Source organism: Kocuria massiliensis, assembly GCF_900169715.1.
In the GTDB taxonomy this organism is placed as follows: Bacteria; Actinomycetota; Actinomycetes; order Actinomycetales; family Micrococcaceae; genus Rothia; species Rothia massiliensis.
In genome coordinates this window covers 934,387-954,695 of the sequence record NZ_LT835161.1, presented here as the reverse complement: position 1 = coordinate 954,695, position 20,309 = coordinate 934,387, and the positions used below count along the sequence as shown (strand labels likewise).

The following is a 20,309-nucleotide window of genomic DNA, read 5'->3' as shown; positions in this document are numbered from 1 at the left end:
TCAGCGCAGGTCTGCCAACTTTTGCGAAATGACTTGGGTAATACCGTCGCCGCGCATCGAAACGCCATAGAGGGCATCCGCAATTTCCATGGTGCGCTTCTGGTGGGTGATGATGATCAACTGCGAGCTGAGCTGAAGTTCCTTGAGGATCGTCAAGAGTCGACCCAGGTTTCGGTCGTCCAACGCGGCCTCGACCTCATCCATCACGTAGAACGGCGATGGCCGTGCCTTGAAGATCGCCACCAGCATCGCGATGGCGGTCAACGAGCGCTCGCCGCCGGATAAGAGAGAGAGTCTCTTGACCTTCTTCCCGGCAGGTTTGGCGTGCACTTCGATGCCGGTGGTCAGCATGTCGCTCGGATCGGTCAAGACCAGTTTTCCTTCGCCGCCGGGGAAGAGGGTGGCGAATACTTTGACGAATTGTTCTTGGGTGTCGTGGAAGGCCTGGGTGAAGACGGTTCGCACGTGATCATCGACATCGCGAATGATTTCTTCAAGATCGGCGCGCGAGGCTTTGAGGTCCTCGAGTTGTTGCACGAGATATGTATGGCGCTCTTCCAAGGCCGCGAACTCTTCGAGGGCCAACGGATTGACCTTACCCAACGCCTTGAGATCCTTGCGGGCTCGTTGGAGCCGTCTCTCCTGGGCCTCACGCACGAAGGGTTCCTCGCCCGTCGTCTCCCCAGATTCGTCCAGAACCGGAATCGGCAGGTGCGGACCGTAGTCAGACACCAAGGTGTCCGTCGTCAGGCTCAATTCCTCCAGGATCGATTCGCGGAGAGATTCCAATTTGGCTTCACGGGTGGCACGCTCCAGTTCCCCCGAATGGGCCTTGGAGCGTTGCGCGTCCAGTGCGTCTCGCTGGGATTTCTCGCGAGTCCGGGCTTCCGCTAGGCGTGATTCGAGTCCGGCCCGTTCTTTTTGGAGTCGTTCCCGTTCCGCGTCGGCCACGGTGAGGGAGGCCTCGAGACGTTCGCAGACCGAGCCGATCATGCTCAGAACTCGGCTGGTGGCCTGGTATTGGATGCGGCGGCGCCTTTCTTGGCGCTCGACCTCCGCATGTGCCGCCTTTTCCGTGGACACCGCACGCAGGGCGGCGTCTTTGCGTTGTTTAAGCTGGTCGATCTGGCTCTGCGCACTTCGAACTGCCAGGAGTGCTTCGGTTTCGCGAGTGCGAGCGGTCCTGGCCGCTTCCGTTGCGTCCTTCCTGGCGACCTCGGCGCGTTCCAACGCCTCGCCGCCGTCTTCGTCCTGGAGCTCCAATGCCGCCGAGACGGCCCCGACGGCGTGTTCCAGCTTCTCGGCCAATGCGGGCTCTCGCGCAGCGAGTTCTTCCAATCGGCGTTTGGCGCCGTCGAGCTCTTCCTCTGTGGAAGTCACGAGGGTCCGTGCCTGGGCGAGCGCCGCGGCATTGGAACTGCTCTCCTTGCTGATGCGCGCGAATTCTTCGCGAGCGGCCCGCGCCGCCTCTCGGGATCGACGGTGTTCTTCCGAGGCTTTCTCGTGTTTGGCCACGGCTTGATCGTGCCGTTCTCGGAGCCCTGCCAGGGCTTCCTCGGCGGACGCCAAGCGGGCACTAATCTCCAGCCCGGTGGCCCCCGAGGCGCTTCCGCCGCGTGCTTGACCGGCGGCGATGACGGTCCCATCCGCGACGACGACCTGCCACCCCGGCGTCGTCAATTCGCCGTCGGGCAGCTCCAGCAGGCGGTCCCTCAACGCACAGGCAACGTCGAGGCTCGGGGCAATCAGGCACCTGCTCACGATGGTGCGCACGCTCTCGGCGAGGTCTCCACCGGTCACCACGCGGGGTGCCCACACGACGTCCGAGGCCCACGATTCCTTGATGCGATGAAGGGCATTCTCTAGGTCATCGCCTCCGCCACGCACCACATTCGGAGAGTCCACCAGCAGACTCACGACGCCGAGTCCTTCTTCGCGTGCATGGTTCAGAATGTTTTGAAGTGCTTCCGGCTCGCGGACGGCTAGCCCGTCGGCCACCGCGCCGAGTGCCACCGAGAGGGCTCCCGCATGTTCTGGTTCCACCGTGACGCCGTCCCGCACCCGGCGTATCTGGTCGCCAAATGCGGACGCTATCGCCTCCGTAGCGTCAGCGGCTGGAAGAGATTCTTTCAGCGCCTCAACCCGAGCCAGCGCCGCATCGAGTTCGCGCCGGGTCGCGTTGAGGGACGTCGCCGCCTTGTCCAACTGGGCTTGCGTGGACTCCGTTGCGGCGTGGGCTTCATCCGAGGCACGAGAGGCGGCGGCGGTATCTTCATCGGTCGGGCCTGAGGCGCCAGAGAGCCTCTCGAGGTCCGTGCGATACGTGTCCAAGCGCTGTTGCACGGATGCGACTTCGGCCTCTTGTTCGCGACGTCGCGTCTGAAGCGATTCGTGTTCAGAACGTGCGGTGGACATGGCGCCCCGGAGAGACGCGAGGTTTTCCCGCCGCTCGGCCGAGGCCGCGACCAAGTGTGCGTGGTGGGCCTCAGCGGCTTGCGCCTCGTCCTCGGCCCGGGAACGTTCCTCCCCGGCCTCGAGATGGCGCTGTTCCACCTGTTCCACGGCGTGCTCAGCGTCCTCAAGTTCGCGAGCAATCCGCTCGGCGTTGGCCTGAAGCTGTTCGGGGTCCCGCAGATGGGCCCTGCCAACGGGCGTGGACTGGGTGCGCTGTCGCTCCTGCGCCAATTGCTTGAGCGATTCGTAGCGTTCCCGCAGTTGGGAGAGCGCATACCAGGTGTCCCTGGCCCGAGACACTCGAGGAGAAAGGCTCGCCGCTTCCGCCTCGATCTCCGCGATGGCTCGAGTCGCCTCTTCCTGCTCCGCCTCGAGACGCCGCAAATCGTCCGCAACACGTTGCAGCTCTTCGGCGTCGGTCTCCAATGCGGTCGAGGCTTGGACCCAATCGTCAGCGAATAGACGCGCGCGGGCGTCACGGACATCGTGTTGGATCCGCTGAGCGCGACGGGCCACCTTGGCTTGACGCCCCAGTGGGGTCAATTGCCGGCCAATCTCCCCGGTGAGATCCTCCAGTCGCGAGACGTTGGTTTCCATCGACGCGAGTTTGCGGAGCGTTTTCTCCTTGCGCCGGCGGTGTTTCAGGACTCCAGAAGCTTCTTCGATGAAGCCACGCCGCTCTTCCGGGGTCGCGTGCAAAATGCGGTCGAGTTGCCCTTGGCCCACGATCACGTGCATCTCGCGCCCGAGGCCGGAATCCGAAAGAAGCTCTTGGATATCGAGCAGGCGGCACGAGTTGCCGTTGATCGCGTATTCGGAGCCGCCGGTGCGAAACAAGGTCCGAGAGATCGTGACCTCGGAATATTCGATGGGTAATGCGCCGTCGGTGTTATCGATGGTCAGCGAAACGTGAGCACGGCCGAGTGGTGCACGGCCAGAGGTTCCTGCAAAGATGACGTCTTCCATCTTGCCGCCACGCAAGGATTTGGCTCCTTGCTCGCCCATGACCCAGGACAACGCATCGACGACGTTGGACTTTCCAGAGCCATTTGGCCCGACAACCGCGGTCACACCGGGCTCGAATTCGAAGGAGGTAGCCGAGGCAAAAGATTTGAACCCTTTGACCGTCAACGTCTTGAGGTGCATGCCTCTCCCTCGATTATGGTGCTCGGACGGATAGCGGGTCACCGTGAGAGATGACCGATCGCCCACTCTATCGCGTGCGTGTGCCGGCAACCCACCACAGGCATCAAGGTCCCATCTCACGTTTCGTGACCGGTGAAATGACTGACCGGCGGCGCACCGGGTAGTAGACTTGCCTCTTGAGTGTCGAGGACGATCCTCGCAACCACACCGCCCACTTTCCGGATAAAGGCTCGATTCATTGATCCCTAACTCTTCTATCCACCACCGCAACTCTGCGCTTCTTTCAGTGACCAAGGTGGAGGCCGAAGAGGAGTTGCCCTCCTCATACTTCGACGAGCAACTCGCGGATACCTATAGGCGTTTGAAGATGCCCAAGGGCCTTCTGGAGCGCCTCGCCGGAATCTCCTCTCGACGAGCATGGTCTGCCGAAAGTTCCTTCGAGCACGGCGCAGCCCAAGCGGGCTGTGCTGCACTGGCCGAAGCCGGTATCCAGCCCGAGCAGATCGGGCTCATCATCAACACGTCCGTCACCCGGGATAATTTCGAGCCCGCCGTCGCGGTGGGGATCCACCACGAGATCGGTCTCCCCCGCCACGCGTTGAACTTCGATATGACCAACGCGTGCCTCGGATTCGTGAACGGCCTCACCGTTGCATCATCCATGATTGATGCTGGAGCCATCGAGTACGCGCTCATCGTGTGCGGCGAGGACCCCACCCCGTGGCATGACACCGCCCTCAAAATGCTGAATGATCCGTCCGCAACTCGCGACGACGTCCTCGCACAGTTCGCGACGTTGACCCTCGGTTGCGGCGCCGCAGCCGCCGTCGTCGGACCCGCCGACCGCCACCCGGAAGGCCATCGGATTCTGGGATCGATTTCGCGAGCTGGAACCGAACACAAGGATTTGTGCATCGGAGGCGAAGCCGGCCAAGGCATGAGCACCGATGCCACCGGTCTGCTCAAGTACGGGCTCCAGCTCGTGACGGACGCATGGGATCGCGCGCACGAAGACGGTTGGGACTGGTCCGATATGGATGCATACGTCACCCACCAGATTTCCACTTCCCACACCAACGCGATTATCGACGCCGTTGGCATCGACCGCGACCGTATCCCCGTGACCTTCCCGTACTGGGGAAACGTCGCGGCGGCGGCACTTCCCATGACCCTCGCGCTGGAGGCCGAGCGACTCAAACCCGGCCAGCGTGTCCTGTGCATGGGCGTGGGTTCAGGTTTGAATACCGCCCTCATGGAAATCGCCTGGTAACCACCGACTCACCGCAAGGAAGAGGTACTCATTGGTCGCCGTGAACCGGACAGATCCCCACACGCCGCAGCCCGGACCGATTCCGCTCAAGCGTTGGCCCGGTGTGGCCCGCGATCAGAGCCGAACCCTCACGGTGCCCTCTTCCGCGCCCGTCGACGCTGGGACCGAGCGGACGTGGCATTTCTTGGACAACGCCGCGGAACTCGAGCGATTGGGCGTCGACCCAGTGGGGACCATCCTGTGTGTGCATGGCAACCCCACGTGGTCTTATCTGTGGCGAGACGTGGTCTCGGCCGGTGCTACCTCAGGGAGTCAGCCGTGGCGCGTGGTTGCCGTTGATCAGCTGGACATGGGGTATTCCGAACGAACCGGCACCGAAAGGAGCCTGGCGGATCGCATCAGCGATCTCGGTGATTTCACCCGCACTCTGGGCATTGATGAGAATCCCGGTGAGCGCGGCGTCGTGACGCTGAGCCACGACTGGGGCGGACTCATTTCACAGGGCTGGGGCGTGGAGCATCCCGAACTCCATAAGGGACGGATTTTCACCAACACGGCGTTGCACCATCCCCGCGAGGAGAAGATTCCCGCGGCACTACGGCTCGCGCTCCATCCGTCCGTGCATCGCCGAGGAACCTCGAGTACCACTGCCTTCCTGGATGTCACACTCTCCTTGCATCGAGGCGAGTGGGACCCCGAGGTCAAGGCGACCTTCCGGGCACCGTACCGTTCCACCGAGGACCGCCAAGGGATCCAGAATTTCGTGGCGGACATTCCCCTCGACCCTTCGCACCCGGCGCATCCCCACATGGAACGCATCGCTCAAGCGGTCAATGATGACGATCTGCCCTGCCTGGTCCTCTGGGGCCCCGCCGATCCGGTTTTCCAACAGCGCTACCTCGACGACATCCTCTCACGGAATCCCCAGGCACAACTGCACCGCTTCGACGACTCCGGACACCTCGTCGCGGAAGACCAGAACATCGCCCCGGTGCTTTTCACCTGGCTGGATGAGGCCCTCTTGGGCGCACGTTCCGTGGTCGATCACCACCGCATTACCCGAGAGAAGGAACGCCGCGCCTCTCCCCTGGCCCTTCAGTACCGCCCCATGACGGCCGAACTGGACGAACGCCGCGACGACGAATCCCTCGCCGTCGTCGACATGGGCCCCGCCCACAAGTCGGCCAACCCGACGTCGCATGGGAAGCATGCTTCTGCGCCCTTGGCCACCATCCGGCGGCAATTGTCGTGGCGCGAACTCTCCGAAAACGTCGATCATGCGGCTGGCGTACTTCGGGACCTTGGTGTTCGAGCCGGAACTCGTGTGAACCTTCTGGTCCCGCCGGGTTCACGACTCACCATTCTCATTTATGCGTGCCTGCGAATCGGGGCCGTCATCGTGATTGCCGATACTGGGTTGGGAATCCGCGGTCTGACCCGTGCCTTGAAGGGGGCTTCCCCGGAATTCCTGATTGGCACCCCTCAAGCTCTCCTCGCGGCCAAGACCGCCGGGTGGCCGGGACGGCGAATTCTGGCAGGTACGGGGCATTCGAGCACCCTCAAGTTCCTCGGTGCTGAGGCAGGCATCGACTCTCACGGAGGCCGCCAGGCTCAACCGTCGACGCCGTGGGATACCCCCCAACCCGACAACGTAGCCGCGATTCTCTATACCTCCGGTTCCACCGGGCCGGCCAAGGGCGTTGCCTACACCCATCGCCAGCTTTCCGCGATGAGAGACGCCATCCAGAACACGTACAACCTCTCCGCCGGTGCCGGCCTCGTCGCGGGCTTTGCTCCCTTTGCGCTGCTCGGACCGGCTCTGGGCGCCACCTCGGTCACCCCCGACATGGACGTGACCAAACCCAAGACCCTGACGGCCCGCGCCCTCGCCCAGGCGGTGGAGGCAATCCGTGCGACCGTCGTTTTCGCGAGCCCCGCCGCCCTCATGAACGTCGTGGCCACCAAGGACGACTTGAGCGAACGGGAACGCGGGGCCATGCAACGCGTAGGGCGCTTGCTCTCGGCAGGTGCCCCCATCACCATCCCGCTCCTCGAAGAGGTCGCGACGGTATGCCCCAACGCCAAACTCCATACCCCGTACGGCATGACGGAATGCCTACCGGTGACCGATATCAACCTCAACCAGATCCGCGAGGCCGCGGCAGACTCCGAACCAGAAAATGGTGTGGACGGTGCCGGCAGCGGTGTCTGCGTAGGAACTCCCGTTTACGGTGCCCGTGTGGCGGTGGTTCCCCTCGACGAGGAAGGCCGCGCGACCGGGAACCCTACCTACACGCAAAACGTCACCGGCGAAATTATTGCCTCCGCACCGCACGCCAAGGATCACTACGACCGACTGTGGTGGACCGAACGTGCCTCGGATACCATTCCGGGCTGGCATCGCACCGGCGACGTCGGGCACTTCGACGCGAGCGGGCGCCTCTGGGTCGAAGGACGGATGTCTCACCTCCTCTCCACGCCTGAAGGCATCATCACGCCCGTTGCCGCCGAGACCGCCGCGGAACACATCACTGGGGTCCGCCGCGCCGCGGTGGTGGGCGTCGGGCCGTGGGGCGCTCAGGTGCCGGTCATCGTCGTCGAACGCGACGCCGGTGAGAACGGAAGTAAGCATGCGCGGGTCAAGGACGGCCCGGCACCGCCCAATCTGGCCCGTGCCGTACGGTCCGCCGTGGAATCCGCCACCGGCATTCGAGCTGCGGCAATTCTCCAGGTACGTGAGCACCCGACCGATATTCGTCACAACTCCAAGATCGACCGCCCGCGCCTGGCCTCTTGGGCCACGTCGGTACTATCCGGTGGAAAGGTCACGAAACCATGAGCAAGCGCACGCCTTGGAAGGCCCCCGATCCGAGTACTCGCCGCGAGATACTGGCAGACCATTCGCTGGCCAAGTCCCGCAACCGCACCATCGTGGTCACGGGCGCGAGTGGATTGCTTGGCTCGCGCGTCGCGTTGCGGCTGATCGCCCGCGGATACACGGTGCGTTGCTTCCAGCGACGCGACGCCGTCGCGGTGCGAGAATCTTTGCAGAGCAAGGGCCTGGAGCGTCTCGAACAGCATCGCGGGTCCATTACGAATCCTGGACACGTCGCTCGTGCACTGGAGGGCGCCGACGCCGTGATTCACCTTGCCGCCAAGGTATCGGTGACCGGACCGTGGGAAGAATACGTCCGGACCAATGTGACCGGAACCCGACTGCTCTTGGAAGGCGCCCGCGCCGCGGGGATGCGAAAGTTCGTCTACGTTTCGTCCCCCTCCGTCGCACACTCGGGCTCCGCGATCATGGGCGAAGCCAATGAACCCGCCGACCCGGCCGCGGCACGGGGCAACTACGCCCGGTCCAAGGCCTACGCCGAACGCCTCGCCCTCGACTACGACGGCGAGGATTTCCTCGTGGGCGTCGTTCGCCCGCACCTCGTGTGGGGTCCTGGGGATACGCAATTGGTTGAGCGCGTGATCGAACGCGCCCACCGGGGCGGCATTCCCCTTCTGGACGCCGGCGCGGCCCTGATCGACTCCACCTACGTGGATAATGCTGCCGAGGCCATCGTGAAGGATTACAAGCGGCTCAAGACCGTTCACGGCAAACCGCTAGTTATCAGCAACGGCGAACCGCGCACGGTCGGTGAACTGATGACCATGATGTGCGACGCCGCCGGGGTTCGCCCGCCGGAACGCACGGTCCCGGCGTCGCTCGCGAAACTCGCGGGAAGCGTGGTCGAGAAAATCTGGGAGAAGCGCCCGAACGGCGATGAGCCGCCGATGACGCGATTCCTCGCCGAACAGCTCTCGACCGCACATTGGTTTGATCAGCGCGAAACCCAGCAACTGCTGGGTTGGACGCCTGACGTCAGCATCGACGAAGGAATGCGCCGGTTGCGGCGATACTACCGCCCGCGGGTGGGTGAACATACCGCGGCGTTGAAGCCGCTGGTCTGAGGGTCGAGGCTGCTTGATGTGCCTCGCCGCCGCTATGCCAAGGGACGAAACCCTTGGGGAGCACGTTGACACTTGGGGCATCGATACGGGGATCGATTCATAAACGGCTCCCGCACGATCGCTGCCCCACAACGTTTGCACGGCAACCCAGCGCGCCCATAAACATTCAACCCGCGCTCAAAATAGCCCGACTCGCCACCATTGACACGTTTATGTACAGCGCATTGAATCGCCAGTCGACTCGCCATCCAATCGGCACTCAACTCGTGCTCAGGTCCCGGCGCGTCCGACCGCCGCAGATCCGGCGGCCGTCCACAGACTACTGAGCCTCGCATCCGCTACGTGCTATCCTTGCACCATCATGATCAGCCCGTTGCCGCAAGGCGCGGGCTGATTTTCTTTCCCGGGGAGGGTCATGGCCGAGTATGCGAAGCCGTGGCTGTCCGTCGACGAACAGATCGATCGACTGACGAGGCACGGAGTCGAGATCGAAGACCACGCCCGGGCCGCATCGGTCCTACAGGCGGTCGGCTACTACCGCCTCACTGGGTACCTCTACCCGTTCCGTGAGTCCGAGGATGACATCGACGACGAGGGCCGCGTGCGGGTCCGCGTGCTCAGCGACTACAGGGCCGGCACAACGCTGCGGCAGGCCGAGGACCTCATCGACTTCGACCGACGCCTGCGCTTGCTCGTCATGGACGGCGTCGAGCGCATCGAAGTGGCTGTTCCAATGCGGATCGGGTACGTGCTCGGCCGAAGGTCCCCCTTCGCCTACGAGGACCCGGTCTGTTTCACTGAGTCCTTCACCGGCGAGAGCACCGACGCGCGGGATCCCGCGCCGAGCAAGCACGTGCAATGGCTTCGGCGCGTCAACGAGAGGAAGACCCGCTCGGACGAGCACTTTCGGGAGAAGTACGACGATCGGATGCCGGTCTGGGCGCTCACCGAGATCCTCGAGCTGGGCCACCTCTCAGTCCTCTATCGGGGGATGAACCAGCAGGATGCCGAGGAGATCGCCCTGGCTTTCGGAGTCCCGACGAAGAGCATCACGAGCAGCTGGTTGGCCAGCCTGAACTACGTTCGTAACGTCGCGACGCACCACTCCCGCCTGTTCAACAGAAAGCTCCAGAACGCACCGGCTCGCCCGAAGGTCGGACAGGTCCCCATCCTCGACCACCTGCGTGATGAGGAGACGGCTAAAGGTGTCTTCGGCACCTACAACGCCCTCGCGGTCATCGCGTGTCTCCTGCCGACCATCGACCCCTGCTCTGACTGGGCGCAACAGCTGGCCGCGCTGCTGCGGAGGTTCCCGACCTCGCTCGCCCTGACGGTCGAGTCGATGGGCGTACCCCGCGACTGGGAGTCGTTCGAGCTCTGGCGAGGCTGACGCCTGCAACCGGCACGGCCTGAACTCGCGATCTGGCAACTGACACGCGGATGCTCCGCCCGCAAACCCTGCGCTTGGGAGTCGCCGCACCTGACCGCCTCTTCAAGGACGTTGCCCCAGGGATCTTCTACTTGTCGGGGGGTGCTGATAGACAAGAAGGCATGAACTCCGAACCGGCCCATCGCAAGCCACCCAGCTCCCGGAAGCCCCTCGTCGGCCACCGTCCAGAGGACCGCACAATCGGCAAGAAGGTACACGCGACGCACCGTAACCATCAGGTGAAGATTCGCGGTCTCATCATGGACCTCCCTGGCGCAGAGGAACCGGTCGAGGTCTGTGTGAACGACCAGGCCGACTGGGAGTTGATATATAAGAACCCTGCGGTCCACGTGAAGTGCATCGTCTCTTCGTGCGACACGCTGCTCATGGCGAAGCGGATGAGCGCAAGCGGTCTTCGCTTCTTCGCCATCCGTTCCGGAGGTTGTGACCACAACGAGGTAGACATGCCAGTCAGCCCTGGCGAGATAGAACAAGACCCCGCTACGCTCGACGGAGGAGGCGGGCCAGAGGGAGTCGAGCACCTGTGGATCAAGGGCCGCTTGTACAGGATCGCGAAAACGCTGGGTGCAAAGGCCGAGGTCGAGCACTCCCTCACCCACGGCGACGTCTTCCTGCCGGAGCACGACCTCGTCCTTGAGTACCAGCGATGGAACACAGACTTCGCCACCCGAACACTGCAGCAAGGACGATCTGGCTGTTCCCGACAGAACTTCCCGAGCGAGCCTCCAAGTCTCTGAGCGCAGCAATCCGCAAGGAGGTCTTTCAGAACGGCGGCATCTACGTTTCGGTACTTAGTCCGAGCGACAACTATGCACCCCAGAGACCGTGGGAAGATCCCTCGCAAGAGCGCAATGCTCTCCTCTTCGCGCGGGGATCGATCGCGGAGTTCGATCCTGACCGCCAAGCGCTGATCTACAAATCCCGCTCGTTGGCGACGATCCTCGCAGAAATCCTCAGCGGCAAGCGAGTGCTGCAGCGGGCCCCCGTTTGGAAGAAGAAATTTCGACGTCTGGAGATGGCGCGAGTCTGGGTGCTGCGAAGCGACCTTGAGTTGTCAAACGCGGCCCAGTCGAGACGACGACCCATCTCACCGCCAGCATCGAGCAATCACACAGCATCGGATCATCCCGACGAACCACGCCCTGAACAGGCGGTCCGTCCTGAAGTCGAACTGGCTACGGAACTAGAACCTCCTCAATCACACTCTGACAAGGCACCTTCAGAGACTGCGGCCGACCGCTCCCCTCTCACGGAAGAGCAGGCAAAGATCAACGCCGAACCGATCGCTGAGCAGGACACTGTTCCCACCGTCGAGGCCGTTGCGCCGACATCCCCGAATACAGACGATCAAGATGTGACGACCGAACTGCCAGCGCCTGCCAGGAGCTTGTGGAAGAGGTTTACGGACTGGCTCCGCCGGCCATGATTGGGCACACCTCGCACCCGCCGCTAAGAGCGCCGGCTCATCGCAGCACACCCCAGACTCCACAGCGGATCACTCGCGCAAAGACCATCGTGACCGTGACTCAATCGGAGCTTGCAGCACCCCAGCCTCGACAACCCGCAATGCGACCGGTCGTCCAATAATCGCCGCGCGAACCGTTCATCAGCTCCGGACGGGTCAAACCCGCTTTTGGCCCCCGCCTAAGACAATTCGTCATTCAACTACCGGGCCCTACGACGTAGGCGTTACGGAGCCATGTGCGCATCTGTATCTCGAGGTTCTCCTGGAGCGCGTCTTGAAACGGACCAGACAAGAGGGGCCACAAACAGTGTCGGATGACGTCGGGGTGTCGGTCCGGGTCCGGGCATGTGATCACGCCGATCAAGCGTAGGTGCTTGAACACGGACTCTTCGCCGATCGTCTTCGCCGCAGCGATGACGGCCATGACAGCCTTCTTGATCAGCGACTCCAAGAACGAGTACTCGACGAGTTCGAACGCCGCGACGACGCGGTACTTGTATTGGTAGATGTCGCGTGCTTGAGTGTCGTCTGTCCGATCGAATGAGATGTCTTCGCGTAGCCTCATCATGACTGCACCAACTAGATCGTCTACGGACGAGGTGATGAAGCTGAAGGCTTCGTCGTAGAGTCGACAGATCGTCGCCAAGACCACACACCACAAGTGACGGCTGCTTCGGCGGTCGGGCCCTCCGCCGTCGAGGTGACGTTGGAAGTCCGCACCAACTTCATCGGATATCTGCTGCGCCATAGCGGCGATAACGTCAATCTCCGCATCATCTCGCGCCTGCCCAACGAGGGTGATGACCAGTTCGCTGACGATGCCCGTCACCGCCGGCTGGCGGTCAGCAACATTGTCTTGGATAGTCGCCGTCTGCGCCGCCCTAGTCATACGTGTCCAGCGCCGCGGTTCGGCCCACTCGATGGCCTCCGCCCGCCTGGCCGGGTCCGAGGTGGTGATGCCTCTGGTGAGGATCGCGCCGTGGAGCGCGCCCCCGCACGAGCACACACAGGAGTAAGTCTTCGCGGTCTCACAATTGTCAGGGTGATCCATCGTCTTCTCGCCTCCTCGTCGGATCATAAGGGGTCCATCAAGGAGGGGATCCGGCTACCAGACAACTCGGCAAAGCGATCCGAGTCGCCACGCCTGGACTCACCCGTACGCACACCATGGCGGGAGTGCTTCCAGACTACCGAGACCGAGGGGCCGCTTTGAGGCACCCCTGGGGCTTCGACCCGCTTCCTCGCTCCTTGGGTCGCCGCTCTATCGCTTCGCGCCCACTCCAGATGGTCGACGAACACCCTGGCGATGGCGATCTTCTGCTCCTTCGTGAACGGCCGTGCCGTCGCTCGAATCCTACGCACGTGTTCGATGCGTGCAGTCTCACCGAACCACTCATCAAGGCTGCCGGCGTGGACGAAGGTCCAGATGGGCCATATCCCTTGAGCTTCTGCCGCTTCATCCCTGCGCCCTAGCACGATCCCGAGCTTCACGAGCCGTCGGATGGCCTGAGAGCTCGTATTGAACCGCTCCGCCGCGGCCACGACGCTGATCCACTCATCTAGGTGGGTCATGACTCCTCCAGATCTCGTGAGCATCCAGAGGGGCCGAGGTGACTGCCACAGCTCCGAACACATCGATGTGACTCATAGTCCGTGGACTCATCGTCAGCGTATCGGAATCTTTGAATGCATGACCATCCCTGCCCATCGCGTCGCCTTCGGCGATCGTCTGCGCGATCTGCGCCGTGAGCACGGATGGGAGTCACAGGAGGCCTTCGCACACCACGTCGGCCTGGACCGCACCTACATCAGCGGACTCGAGCGGGGACGCCGGAACCCGACTCTTGACGTCATCGTCAAGCTCGCCCATGGCCTCGATGTGAGGCCGGCGAACCTTCTCTCCACGCTCGAGTGAACGTGGTACTCCTATGCCAACCCGATCGGCCGATGATCTCAGGGCTGACCGCCGGGGGAAGCCGCACGCACCCCACCCTGAAGTAGAATGCGGCTACAACCTCGACCGCATCTTTTTCCGTCGCGGTCGGCTCGTCAAAGCTGTCACACCACGGCGCGCTTGAACGAGAGCCTCGTCCTTCGTGTTCTCTTTCACGGTGAGCCTGCTCAGGACCCGCTGTTGTGTCTCAGGAGTCCAGAAGATTCCCAGCTGGCGGCGCGCGCGAGTGATCGCCGTGTAGAAGATGCTGTGCGATATCCGCTCTTCGTTTGCGTCTGTGATGACGACCTTCACCGAGTCGTACTCAAGGCCCTGCGCCTTGTGGATCGACACCGCGTACGCAATCTGGAACGGGATCAGAGTATTGAGGTCGTCGTCATCGTCGTCGCTGCTCACCCGCTCGAAGACGTCGAACTGAACGACGGCTCCGCCGACCCAGCGCAGTTCCGTCCCGGACACGTCGAACGCTGTCGTTTCGCGTTCGAGTTCGACTTCGAACGTGATCCGACCGGGCACCCGCTCGATATCGACGATCGTGCCCTTCATGTTGTTGTGGATCACGGGCTTAAATCGGTCGATGTCGTTGAATAGCACGGGGTCTCCAACCTTATACATCGCTTCGCCCCAGGTCACAGCGTGGCCGGGATTGCTCGCCTGCATGAAGCGGTTGACATTGTTGATGCCGTAGAGACCGTCGTAGTTCAGGCAGAGCACGATCTCGTCCGCGCTGCGGTGCTCAAATAGGGCTGCACCGAGCACAGCCGAGTAGCCGTTCTTCGACAGCGACTCCTCGATGCGGTCGTCGAGTTTGCGCACCCTGTCCCAAAGGGTGAGGAGCCCGTCGTCATCGGTACGGAAGGGCTTCGTCAGCTCGAAGACCGATCCCTTCGGGAGGTAAGAGCGGGCCATGCTGAACCAGTTGCCGAACTGGATCGACTCAATCTGGTACACGTCCCCGACGAGCACGAGCAGGTCGAACTTCGTGCAGTCCAGCACCTTGAGCAGGTTCGCGTTGTCGACAGTACTGCACTCGTCAATTACCAGCACGTCATACCGCGAGCCGAAGTCCTCGCTCCGGTAGACGTGGCTGGTGATCGTGCTGAACTGGGTGTTCGTGGCATCCACGCGCCGCTTCAGGTTTTCGACGGCCGGGTTCGTCTGGGCGAGGAAGAGCTTACTCTCGTCCGAGAAGTAGTTGGCGATGTGGTTGACCAGGGTCGACTTGCCCGTGCCGGCGGCACCGGCGACAATCGCGACGTTCGACTGTCCGAACAGCCGCTTCAGAGCATCCGCCTTCGAGGGATCGTCGATCACGTCGGGATTCGCATCCAGCCAGACCTGCACGTCGTCGGCATGACCGTCGAGGCCCTCGCCGGCGGCCACCTGCAACTTCTCGATGATCGCGACCGTGTCGTCCTCGTAGCCGACGATGAAGACATGCCCGTTCGCATGGGCGAGCTTCCGCGGCGCGTGACGTTGAGTCGGCGGGAGCAGCCTGTTGTAGGTCTTGATGAGCGCGTCGACGTCACCAAGGTCTTCGCACTCCGCTTCCGGCGTGTAGATCATGCCGCGCTGCTCGACGTTGTTCCGCACCCGGCGCGCCAGCAGCTCGTGCTCGCGGCCCTTGGCATCGAGGCTCTCCGCAAGATCGGCGAAGCGCGGGTTGTGCCCGCTCGGCGACGTGCAGAACGGCATCTTGTCGAACGGGCTGCTCCGAGACGTGAGTCGGAGGTTCGAGAGCCAGTGGTTCTCCGCTGGATCGAATTGCGCCTTGATCCACTGGTTGCGCATCTGCAGCATCAGGTACCGCAGCACTCGGGATCCCGGACGGTTCGCGCGGATGATCGTGCGGGCCTGGTCGAGCACAGGGAAGATCGCCGGATCACGGCGCGAGGCATTGAGGGCCCAGTTTCGGATCTGGCTGTAACTGGCGTCGGACATGTCGACGAGGTCGAGAAGGCTGGAGCGAGTCGTCGTCAGATACTGCATCAGGTTGCGATACTCGGTGTGGCTCGACTGGACGCGGGATGAGTCGCCGAAGAACCGGGCGAAGTTGTCGAACTCGCATGGGCGGATCGAGACCTCCCATGACCGGATGATCAGGATCGGCATGGTCTGCCCGAGCACAGTGATCGACTCACTCGACAGGTCCAGGTAGGCCGCGTACCGGTCGGTCATGTCGATGTCGGTGAACGCGATCGTGCGGTCGAACTTGCTCGTCCAGTTGTGGGCCACTGAGAAGGTGACCTCATAGTAGACCCGGCCCTGGACGAAGAACGGTCGGGAACTGTGCACGTAGTAGCGCTCGCGACGCGGCTCGGCCCGCGTCGCCCGAACAGCGTCAATACGGCCGGCGATCTTCTCGTGGTACTCGCGGAGCGACGGGTCGAGGTCCAGAGGGTACTTCTCGAGGTTGCCGAGGATCGCGATGCCTAACTCCTTCAGCGTGAGGTCGCGCGTGCGGAGCAGGTACTCGTAATATTTCAGCATCAGCCGCTCGGACGGATCGCCGTCCAACGTGTAGTGAGAAACGCTGGCCTGGAGCAGGCTGTGGAACCTGCTCAGCAACCGGAACTTCGCCTTCGCCTTGATCTCCTCCAGTGCCGGGGCCACCTTGTTGTAGTGGAACTCGGCGTCTGGATCATCGAGGTGCGCCCAGACCACGAGCGCCTCGACCAAGTTCCGGAGCTGGGCGAGAACGTTCTGGGAGAGGAACGCACGATCGTCGCCGAATCGGGCGATGTTCTGGCAGATCACGTCGTCGACGCTCTGCACCTGCTGCCGCACGGATGCCATTGCCGTCAGCCCTCGTCGCCGACGAGACGCAGAACGGGACGCTTGTTGGCGTCGCCGAGCGGGTCGCGCACCTGTGTGGGGCTGAGCTTCAGCGCGTCGGCGAGGACGAGTACGTCGGCACCGTGGTTGCCGGAGAGATCGGCGGTCTTCTTCAGGCGAGACGGCGTCTCCTCCAGGTAGCCACTGGTCGGGTCGGCCAGCGGGTCGTCGATCACGGCCAGGCGCTGGTTGGCCCGTCGCGCCGACGATTCCGTGGTGCGGCCGCGCTCGACCACCCTCCGGATGAGCGAGTGCGGCGAGACGCCGACCTCGTCAGCCAAGTCCGTCGTACTCAACCCGATGCGGACGCGGGCCCGGATAAATCGGGCCGCTTCGCAGCGGTGAGCCTTCGCCTCTCCCAGCGATTCGAGTTGGGAGCGGACCTGCGTGGCAGGCTGCGTCGCACTGTTCGACAGAAGACCTCCAACTCGCGAGACTCTCATCATTCCACCCACCTCCGACAGATCGCTCTCACTACATATAGCGGCGCGAAGAGCCGATGTTGCGAACTGGCTTGCTACACGCCCAACGGATACTTTGCCCTGCAACGCTCTCTAACGCCATAGAACTCTAACCTCGAATTGCCCACCAGCCCTAGGGTCTGATCAGAGTTACTCATTCAAGGTCATCCAACCGTGCCACTCGGATCAGGATGCAGGCAGGAGTGGACATCGAGGCGGCGGCTTAGAAACGTCACTAAGGCAACACTTGCCCCACAGTGACTCAACTCAAAAGCCCGCGGGGACTCACGGGGTCGCCTCATAGCCCATATAGAAATCGAATCCACCCCTAGAGCCCGTTGAGCCATGATCCTTGGATGCTCTCGACGCGATACCCTTATGCAGCACCCTTTCGGTACGTCGCCCTGAAGACAGCTTCGGCCAGCCACTGCTTGAAACTGCCATTATCCTGGAACTCTTTAAACAGTTGGGTGTCGTCCGCGATAAGACGCAGCATCACTTGACCGAGCGCGCGGTCGCTCTCTACGCGAGCGTTCACAGGGTCGTCGTTTGACTGTGCGTTCCTGTAGGCCTCATCTTCGGACACGAGCCTCGGGATCTCTTCTGTGATGAAGCGCCCGACACGGTCGGCATCGTTCCATTCGATGTTGCCAAAGTGGTCGTTAAAGCTCCTCACGATTGCCGAGAGCCGATCGAGCTCTGGATCCGAACGGTGCCCACCGCCGCCGGGCGGTATTCCGGCAAGCGTGCCATCCTCGTCGGCAAGAACGATCTTCATCGCGTTCTGCTTCTCAGCACGGTAGGACTCGAGGTCGATGTTCTCCAGGATGCCCGCGGAGAGGTCTTCCTCTTTCGGCGCTGGGAGCTTCGGCACGAGGTGATCGAGGAAGATCGATCGCTTCTCCCAGTCCTGGCTCCCGTAAGGCAGGACGGTAGACAGGAAGTTGTAGGTCCGCAGGAACGCCTTGGCATCACCCTTGAACGACACCTGGTCGTCTTCGTCGGGAAGCTCAATATACTCCGCAACAGAAATATCCAGCAGCGGGTCGAGTTGGTCACGACTCTCACCAGCCAGGTAGCGACTCACAAACTCATCAACCTTCTCGAGGGTGTAAATGCCGGCGGCGTCGAGATCGTTCACTAGGTCATGAAGTTTGTTGGCGTCAGTCTCCTCGGCCAGCACCGTCGTCCGGTAGTACGGCTCGAACGCTCGCTGGATATCGTCGGCGTCGTTCGCAAAGTCGAGAACGAAAGTGTCGTGCTTGGCAGGGTGGGCACGGTTGAGACGCGACAGCGTCTGCACAGCCAGAACTCCAGAGAGCGCCTTGTCGACGTACATCGTGTGCAGCAGCGGCTCGTCGTATCCCGTCTGGAACTTATTGGCGACGACCAATATCCGGTAAGGATCGGTCTCCACCTGCTCCGCGATCGCGTTGGAGGGGAAGCCATTCAAGCTAGCCTCGGTCACCTTCATGCCCTTGTACTCGTGCTCGCCGGAGAAGGCAACGACTGCTTGATACGGGCTCTTGCGCGCGGCGAGTGCCTCACGGATCGCGTGGAAGTACTCGATGCATCGTGCAATCGATGACGTCACCACCATCACCCGGGCCTGCCCGGCGATCTTTCGCTTTCCCACGACCTGGCCGAGGAAGTGCTCGACCATGATCCCGGACTTCAGTGCGATGGCATGTTCGTTACCCTCGACGTACGCGCGGAGCTTCTTCGATGCACGCTTAGCGTCGAACTCGGGGTCGTCCTCTACGGTCTTCATGAGCTTGTAATAGCTATCGACGGGAGTGTAGTTCGCGAGGACATCGACGATAAAGCCCTCCTGGATCGCCTGCTTCATCGTGTACGAGTGGAAAGGCCGGAAGCTCGTGCCTCTGTCTGAGTTCGGCACAGGCTCACCGAACATCTCGAGGGTCTTGTTCTTCGGAGTCGCAGTGAACGCGAAGTAGCTCGCGTTCGTCAGGAGCTTCTTACCCTCGATGATGCGGTTGATCTGGTCTTCGACGGTGTCATCTTCAAGTTCGTCGATACCGCCGAGAGCGCGGGACACTGCAGCCGACGTCTTCGAGCCCTGCGACGAGTGCGCCTCGTCGATCACGATGGCGAACGTGCGGTCGCGATGATCCGCTCCGATGTCATCCAGGATGTAAGGGAACTTCTGCACCGTCGTGACGATGATCTTCTTACCCGCCGAGATCGCCCGCCTGAGATCCCCCGATCGGTCGGCGTGCACCACCGTCGAGCCCACCTGTAGAAACGACTTGATCGTCTGTGTGAGCTGGTTATCCAGAATGATTCGGTCGGTGACGACGATGATCGAGTCGAAGGCAATGCGAGCTTCATGGGTCGTCTCGGTCAACTGATGCGTCAACCAGGCGATCGAGTTCGACTTACCACTGCCCGCTGAGTGCTGGATCAGGTACCGGCGGCCCGCACCGTTCGCCTCGACATCGGCAAGTAGCTGCCGGACAACGTCGAGCTGGTGATACCGCGGGAAGATCGCTTTCGGGGCCTTTTTGCCGGTCTTCTGGTTCTTCTCAACGACGATCTGTGCATAGTTCTCGATGATCCCCGCGAGGCTGTGCGGAGCGAGGACCTGCCGCCAGAGGTAGTCGGTCATTACACCGCCCGGGTTTGGCGGGTTGCCGGCCCCGTCATTGAAGCCCTGGTCGAAGGGGAGGAACCACGAAGAAGCTCCCTTGAGCTCGGTACAGAACCGGGCGCGTTGGTCGTCGAGGGCGAAGTGTGCGATCGTCCGGCCAAAGGCGAACAGCGGCTCACGGGGGTCGCGGTCGCGTTGGTACTGCTGGACCGCGTCCTCGACCGTCTGCTTCGTGATGTTGTTCTTCAACTCGAATGTGAATACTGGCAAACCATTGACGAACGCGACAAGGTCTACAGCGTCACCCGTGTTGCTCACACTGTGATGGACCTGTCGTGTGACTACGAATCGGTTCGCGTCAAAGAGATCAACAGCACGGGAGTTCGCCTCGACAGGCGTTGGGTAGTACAGATCAACGTGGAGACCGTGGTGGTCGATACCGTTGCGCAGCATATGCACAACACCGCGGCGCGTGATCTCACCCTGGAGCCGCGCGAGGAACTTGTGACGTGTAGGGGTGTCGGAGCGAAGGCCAAGTGCTTCGACGCGCTCGGACTGTGTCGTCTCGATGAACTTCGTGAACTGGTTGAGGTCGAGAGCGTAGGACGCAACGTAATCGGCTGGCGCGCCCTCACCCCACCCATCCTCGACCATCTGGTCGACGATGAGCGCTTCCAAGCTCTCCTCATTGAGACGCCGCATG

At 62.3% G+C, this 20,309-nt stretch carries 14 protein-coding genes; 7 read left to right on the top strand and 7 right to left on the bottom strand.

Annotation, left to right across the window (positions count from 1 at the left end; all coding sequences use genetic code 11):
• Window positions 1–3,600: a chromosome segregation protein SMC gene (gene smc, locus B9Y51_RS08590; protein WP_085529417.1), complete on the bottom strand. Its 3,600-nt coding sequence runs from the start codon at window positions 3,598–3,600 to the stop codon at window positions 1–3.
• Between the two features lie 238 nt (window positions 3,601–3,838).
• Between smc and B9Y51_RS08585 the strand changes: the two genes are divergently transcribed.
• From B9Y51_RS08585 to B9Y51_RS08575, 3 genes are read left to right on the top strand one after another with little or no spacing between them, the layout of a single operon-like run.
• Complete coding sequence (locus tag B9Y51_RS08585; RefSeq protein WP_085529416.1) at window positions 3,839–4,870, top strand: 3-oxoacyl-ACP synthase III; 1,032 nt, start codon at window positions 3,839–3,841, stop codon at window positions 4,868–4,870.
• Between the two features lie 40 nt (window positions 4,871–4,910).
• On the top strand, window positions 4,911–7,709 hold the full coding sequence (locus B9Y51_RS08580; RefSeq protein WP_085529730.1) for an alpha/beta fold hydrolase: 2,799 nt from the start codon (window positions 4,911–4,913) through the stop codon (window positions 7,707–7,709).
• Window positions 7,706–8,830 (top strand): NAD-dependent epimerase/dehydratase family protein, encoded by a 1,125-nt coding sequence (locus tag B9Y51_RS08575; protein ID WP_085529415.1) that lies wholly within the window; start codon window positions 7,706–7,708, stop codon window positions 8,828–8,830. The genes B9Y51_RS08580 and B9Y51_RS08575 overlap by 4 nt, the downstream gene beginning before the upstream one ends.
• Window positions 8,831–8,862: 32 nt before the next feature.
• Here the strand turns inward: B9Y51_RS08575 and B9Y51_RS11095 are convergent, their stop codons facing one another.
• Window positions 8,863–9,078 (bottom strand): zinc finger domain-containing protein, encoded by a 216-nt coding sequence (locus tag B9Y51_RS11095; RefSeq protein ID WP_425432068.1) that lies wholly within the window; start codon window positions 9,076–9,078, stop codon window positions 8,863–8,865.
• A 167-nt stretch (window positions 9,079–9,245) separates the two neighbouring features.
• Here B9Y51_RS11095 and B9Y51_RS08565 point away from each other — a divergent pair, with 167 nt between their 5' ends.
• From B9Y51_RS08565 to B9Y51_RS11170, 3 genes are all read left to right on the top strand, one after another.
• Complete coding sequence (locus B9Y51_RS08565; protein ID WP_173834747.1) at window positions 9,246–10,220, top strand: Abi family protein; 975 nt, start codon at window positions 9,246–9,248, stop codon at window positions 10,218–10,220.
• Window positions 10,221–10,381: 161 nt separating this feature from the next.
• The gene (locus tag B9Y51_RS08560) at window positions 10,382–11,017 is read left to right on the top strand and encodes a hypothetical protein (protein ID WP_143468037.1); all 636 of its coding nucleotides are present in this window, start codon (window positions 10,382–10,384) and stop codon (window positions 11,015–11,017) included.
• Window positions 10,927–11,706, top strand: a complete 780-nt coding sequence (locus tag B9Y51_RS11170) for a prolipoprotein diacylglyceryl transferase (RefSeq protein WP_158088280.1) — start codon at window positions 10,927–10,929, stop codon at window positions 11,704–11,706. The genes B9Y51_RS08560 and B9Y51_RS11170 overlap by 91 nt, the downstream gene beginning before the upstream one ends.
• Before the next feature lie 235 nt (window positions 11,707–11,941).
• On the opposite strand, the gene B9Y51_RS08555 is transcribed toward B9Y51_RS11170, so the two are convergent.
• Window positions 11,942–12,796 (bottom strand): hypothetical protein, encoded by an 855-nt coding sequence (locus B9Y51_RS08555; protein WP_085529413.1) that lies wholly within the window; start codon window positions 12,794–12,796, stop codon window positions 11,942–11,944.
• A 23-nt stretch (window positions 12,797–12,819) separates the two neighbouring features.
• The gene (locus tag B9Y51_RS08550) at window positions 12,820–13,317 is read right to left on the bottom strand and encodes a hypothetical protein (protein ID WP_085529412.1); all 498 of its coding nucleotides are present in this window, start codon (window positions 13,315–13,317) and stop codon (window positions 12,820–12,822) included.
• Between the two features lie 118 nt (window positions 13,318–13,435).
• On the opposite strand from B9Y51_RS08550, the gene B9Y51_RS08545 reads away from it, so the two are divergent.
• A complete protein-coding gene (locus B9Y51_RS08545; RefSeq protein WP_085529411.1) occupies window positions 13,436–13,660 on the top strand; it encodes a helix-turn-helix domain-containing protein in 225 nt (74 codons plus the stop codon).
• 93 nt (window positions 13,661–13,753) lie between these two features.
• Here the strand turns inward: B9Y51_RS08545 and B9Y51_RS08540 are convergent, their stop codons facing one another.
• The 3 genes from B9Y51_RS08540 to B9Y51_RS08530 all read right to left on the bottom strand — a co-directional run bounded on the left by B9Y51_RS08540 (window position 13,754) and on the right by B9Y51_RS08530 (window position 20,308).
• A complete protein-coding gene (locus B9Y51_RS08540; RefSeq protein WP_085529410.1) occupies window positions 13,754–16,495 on the bottom strand; it encodes an ATP-dependent DNA helicase in 2,742 nt (913 codons plus the stop codon).
• Between the two features lie 5 nt (window positions 16,496–16,500).
• The gene (locus B9Y51_RS11245; protein ID WP_177345061.1) at window positions 16,501–16,980 is read right to left on the bottom strand and encodes a hypothetical protein; all 480 of its coding nucleotides are present in this window, start codon (window positions 16,978–16,980) and stop codon (window positions 16,501–16,503) included.
• A 391-nt stretch (window positions 16,981–17,371) separates the two neighbouring features.
• The gene (locus B9Y51_RS08530) at window positions 17,372–20,308 is read right to left on the bottom strand and encodes a type I restriction endonuclease subunit R (protein WP_085529409.1); all 2,937 of its coding nucleotides are present in this window, start codon (window positions 20,306–20,308) and stop codon (window positions 17,372–17,374) included.
• Window position 20,309 lies beyond the last annotated feature (1 nt).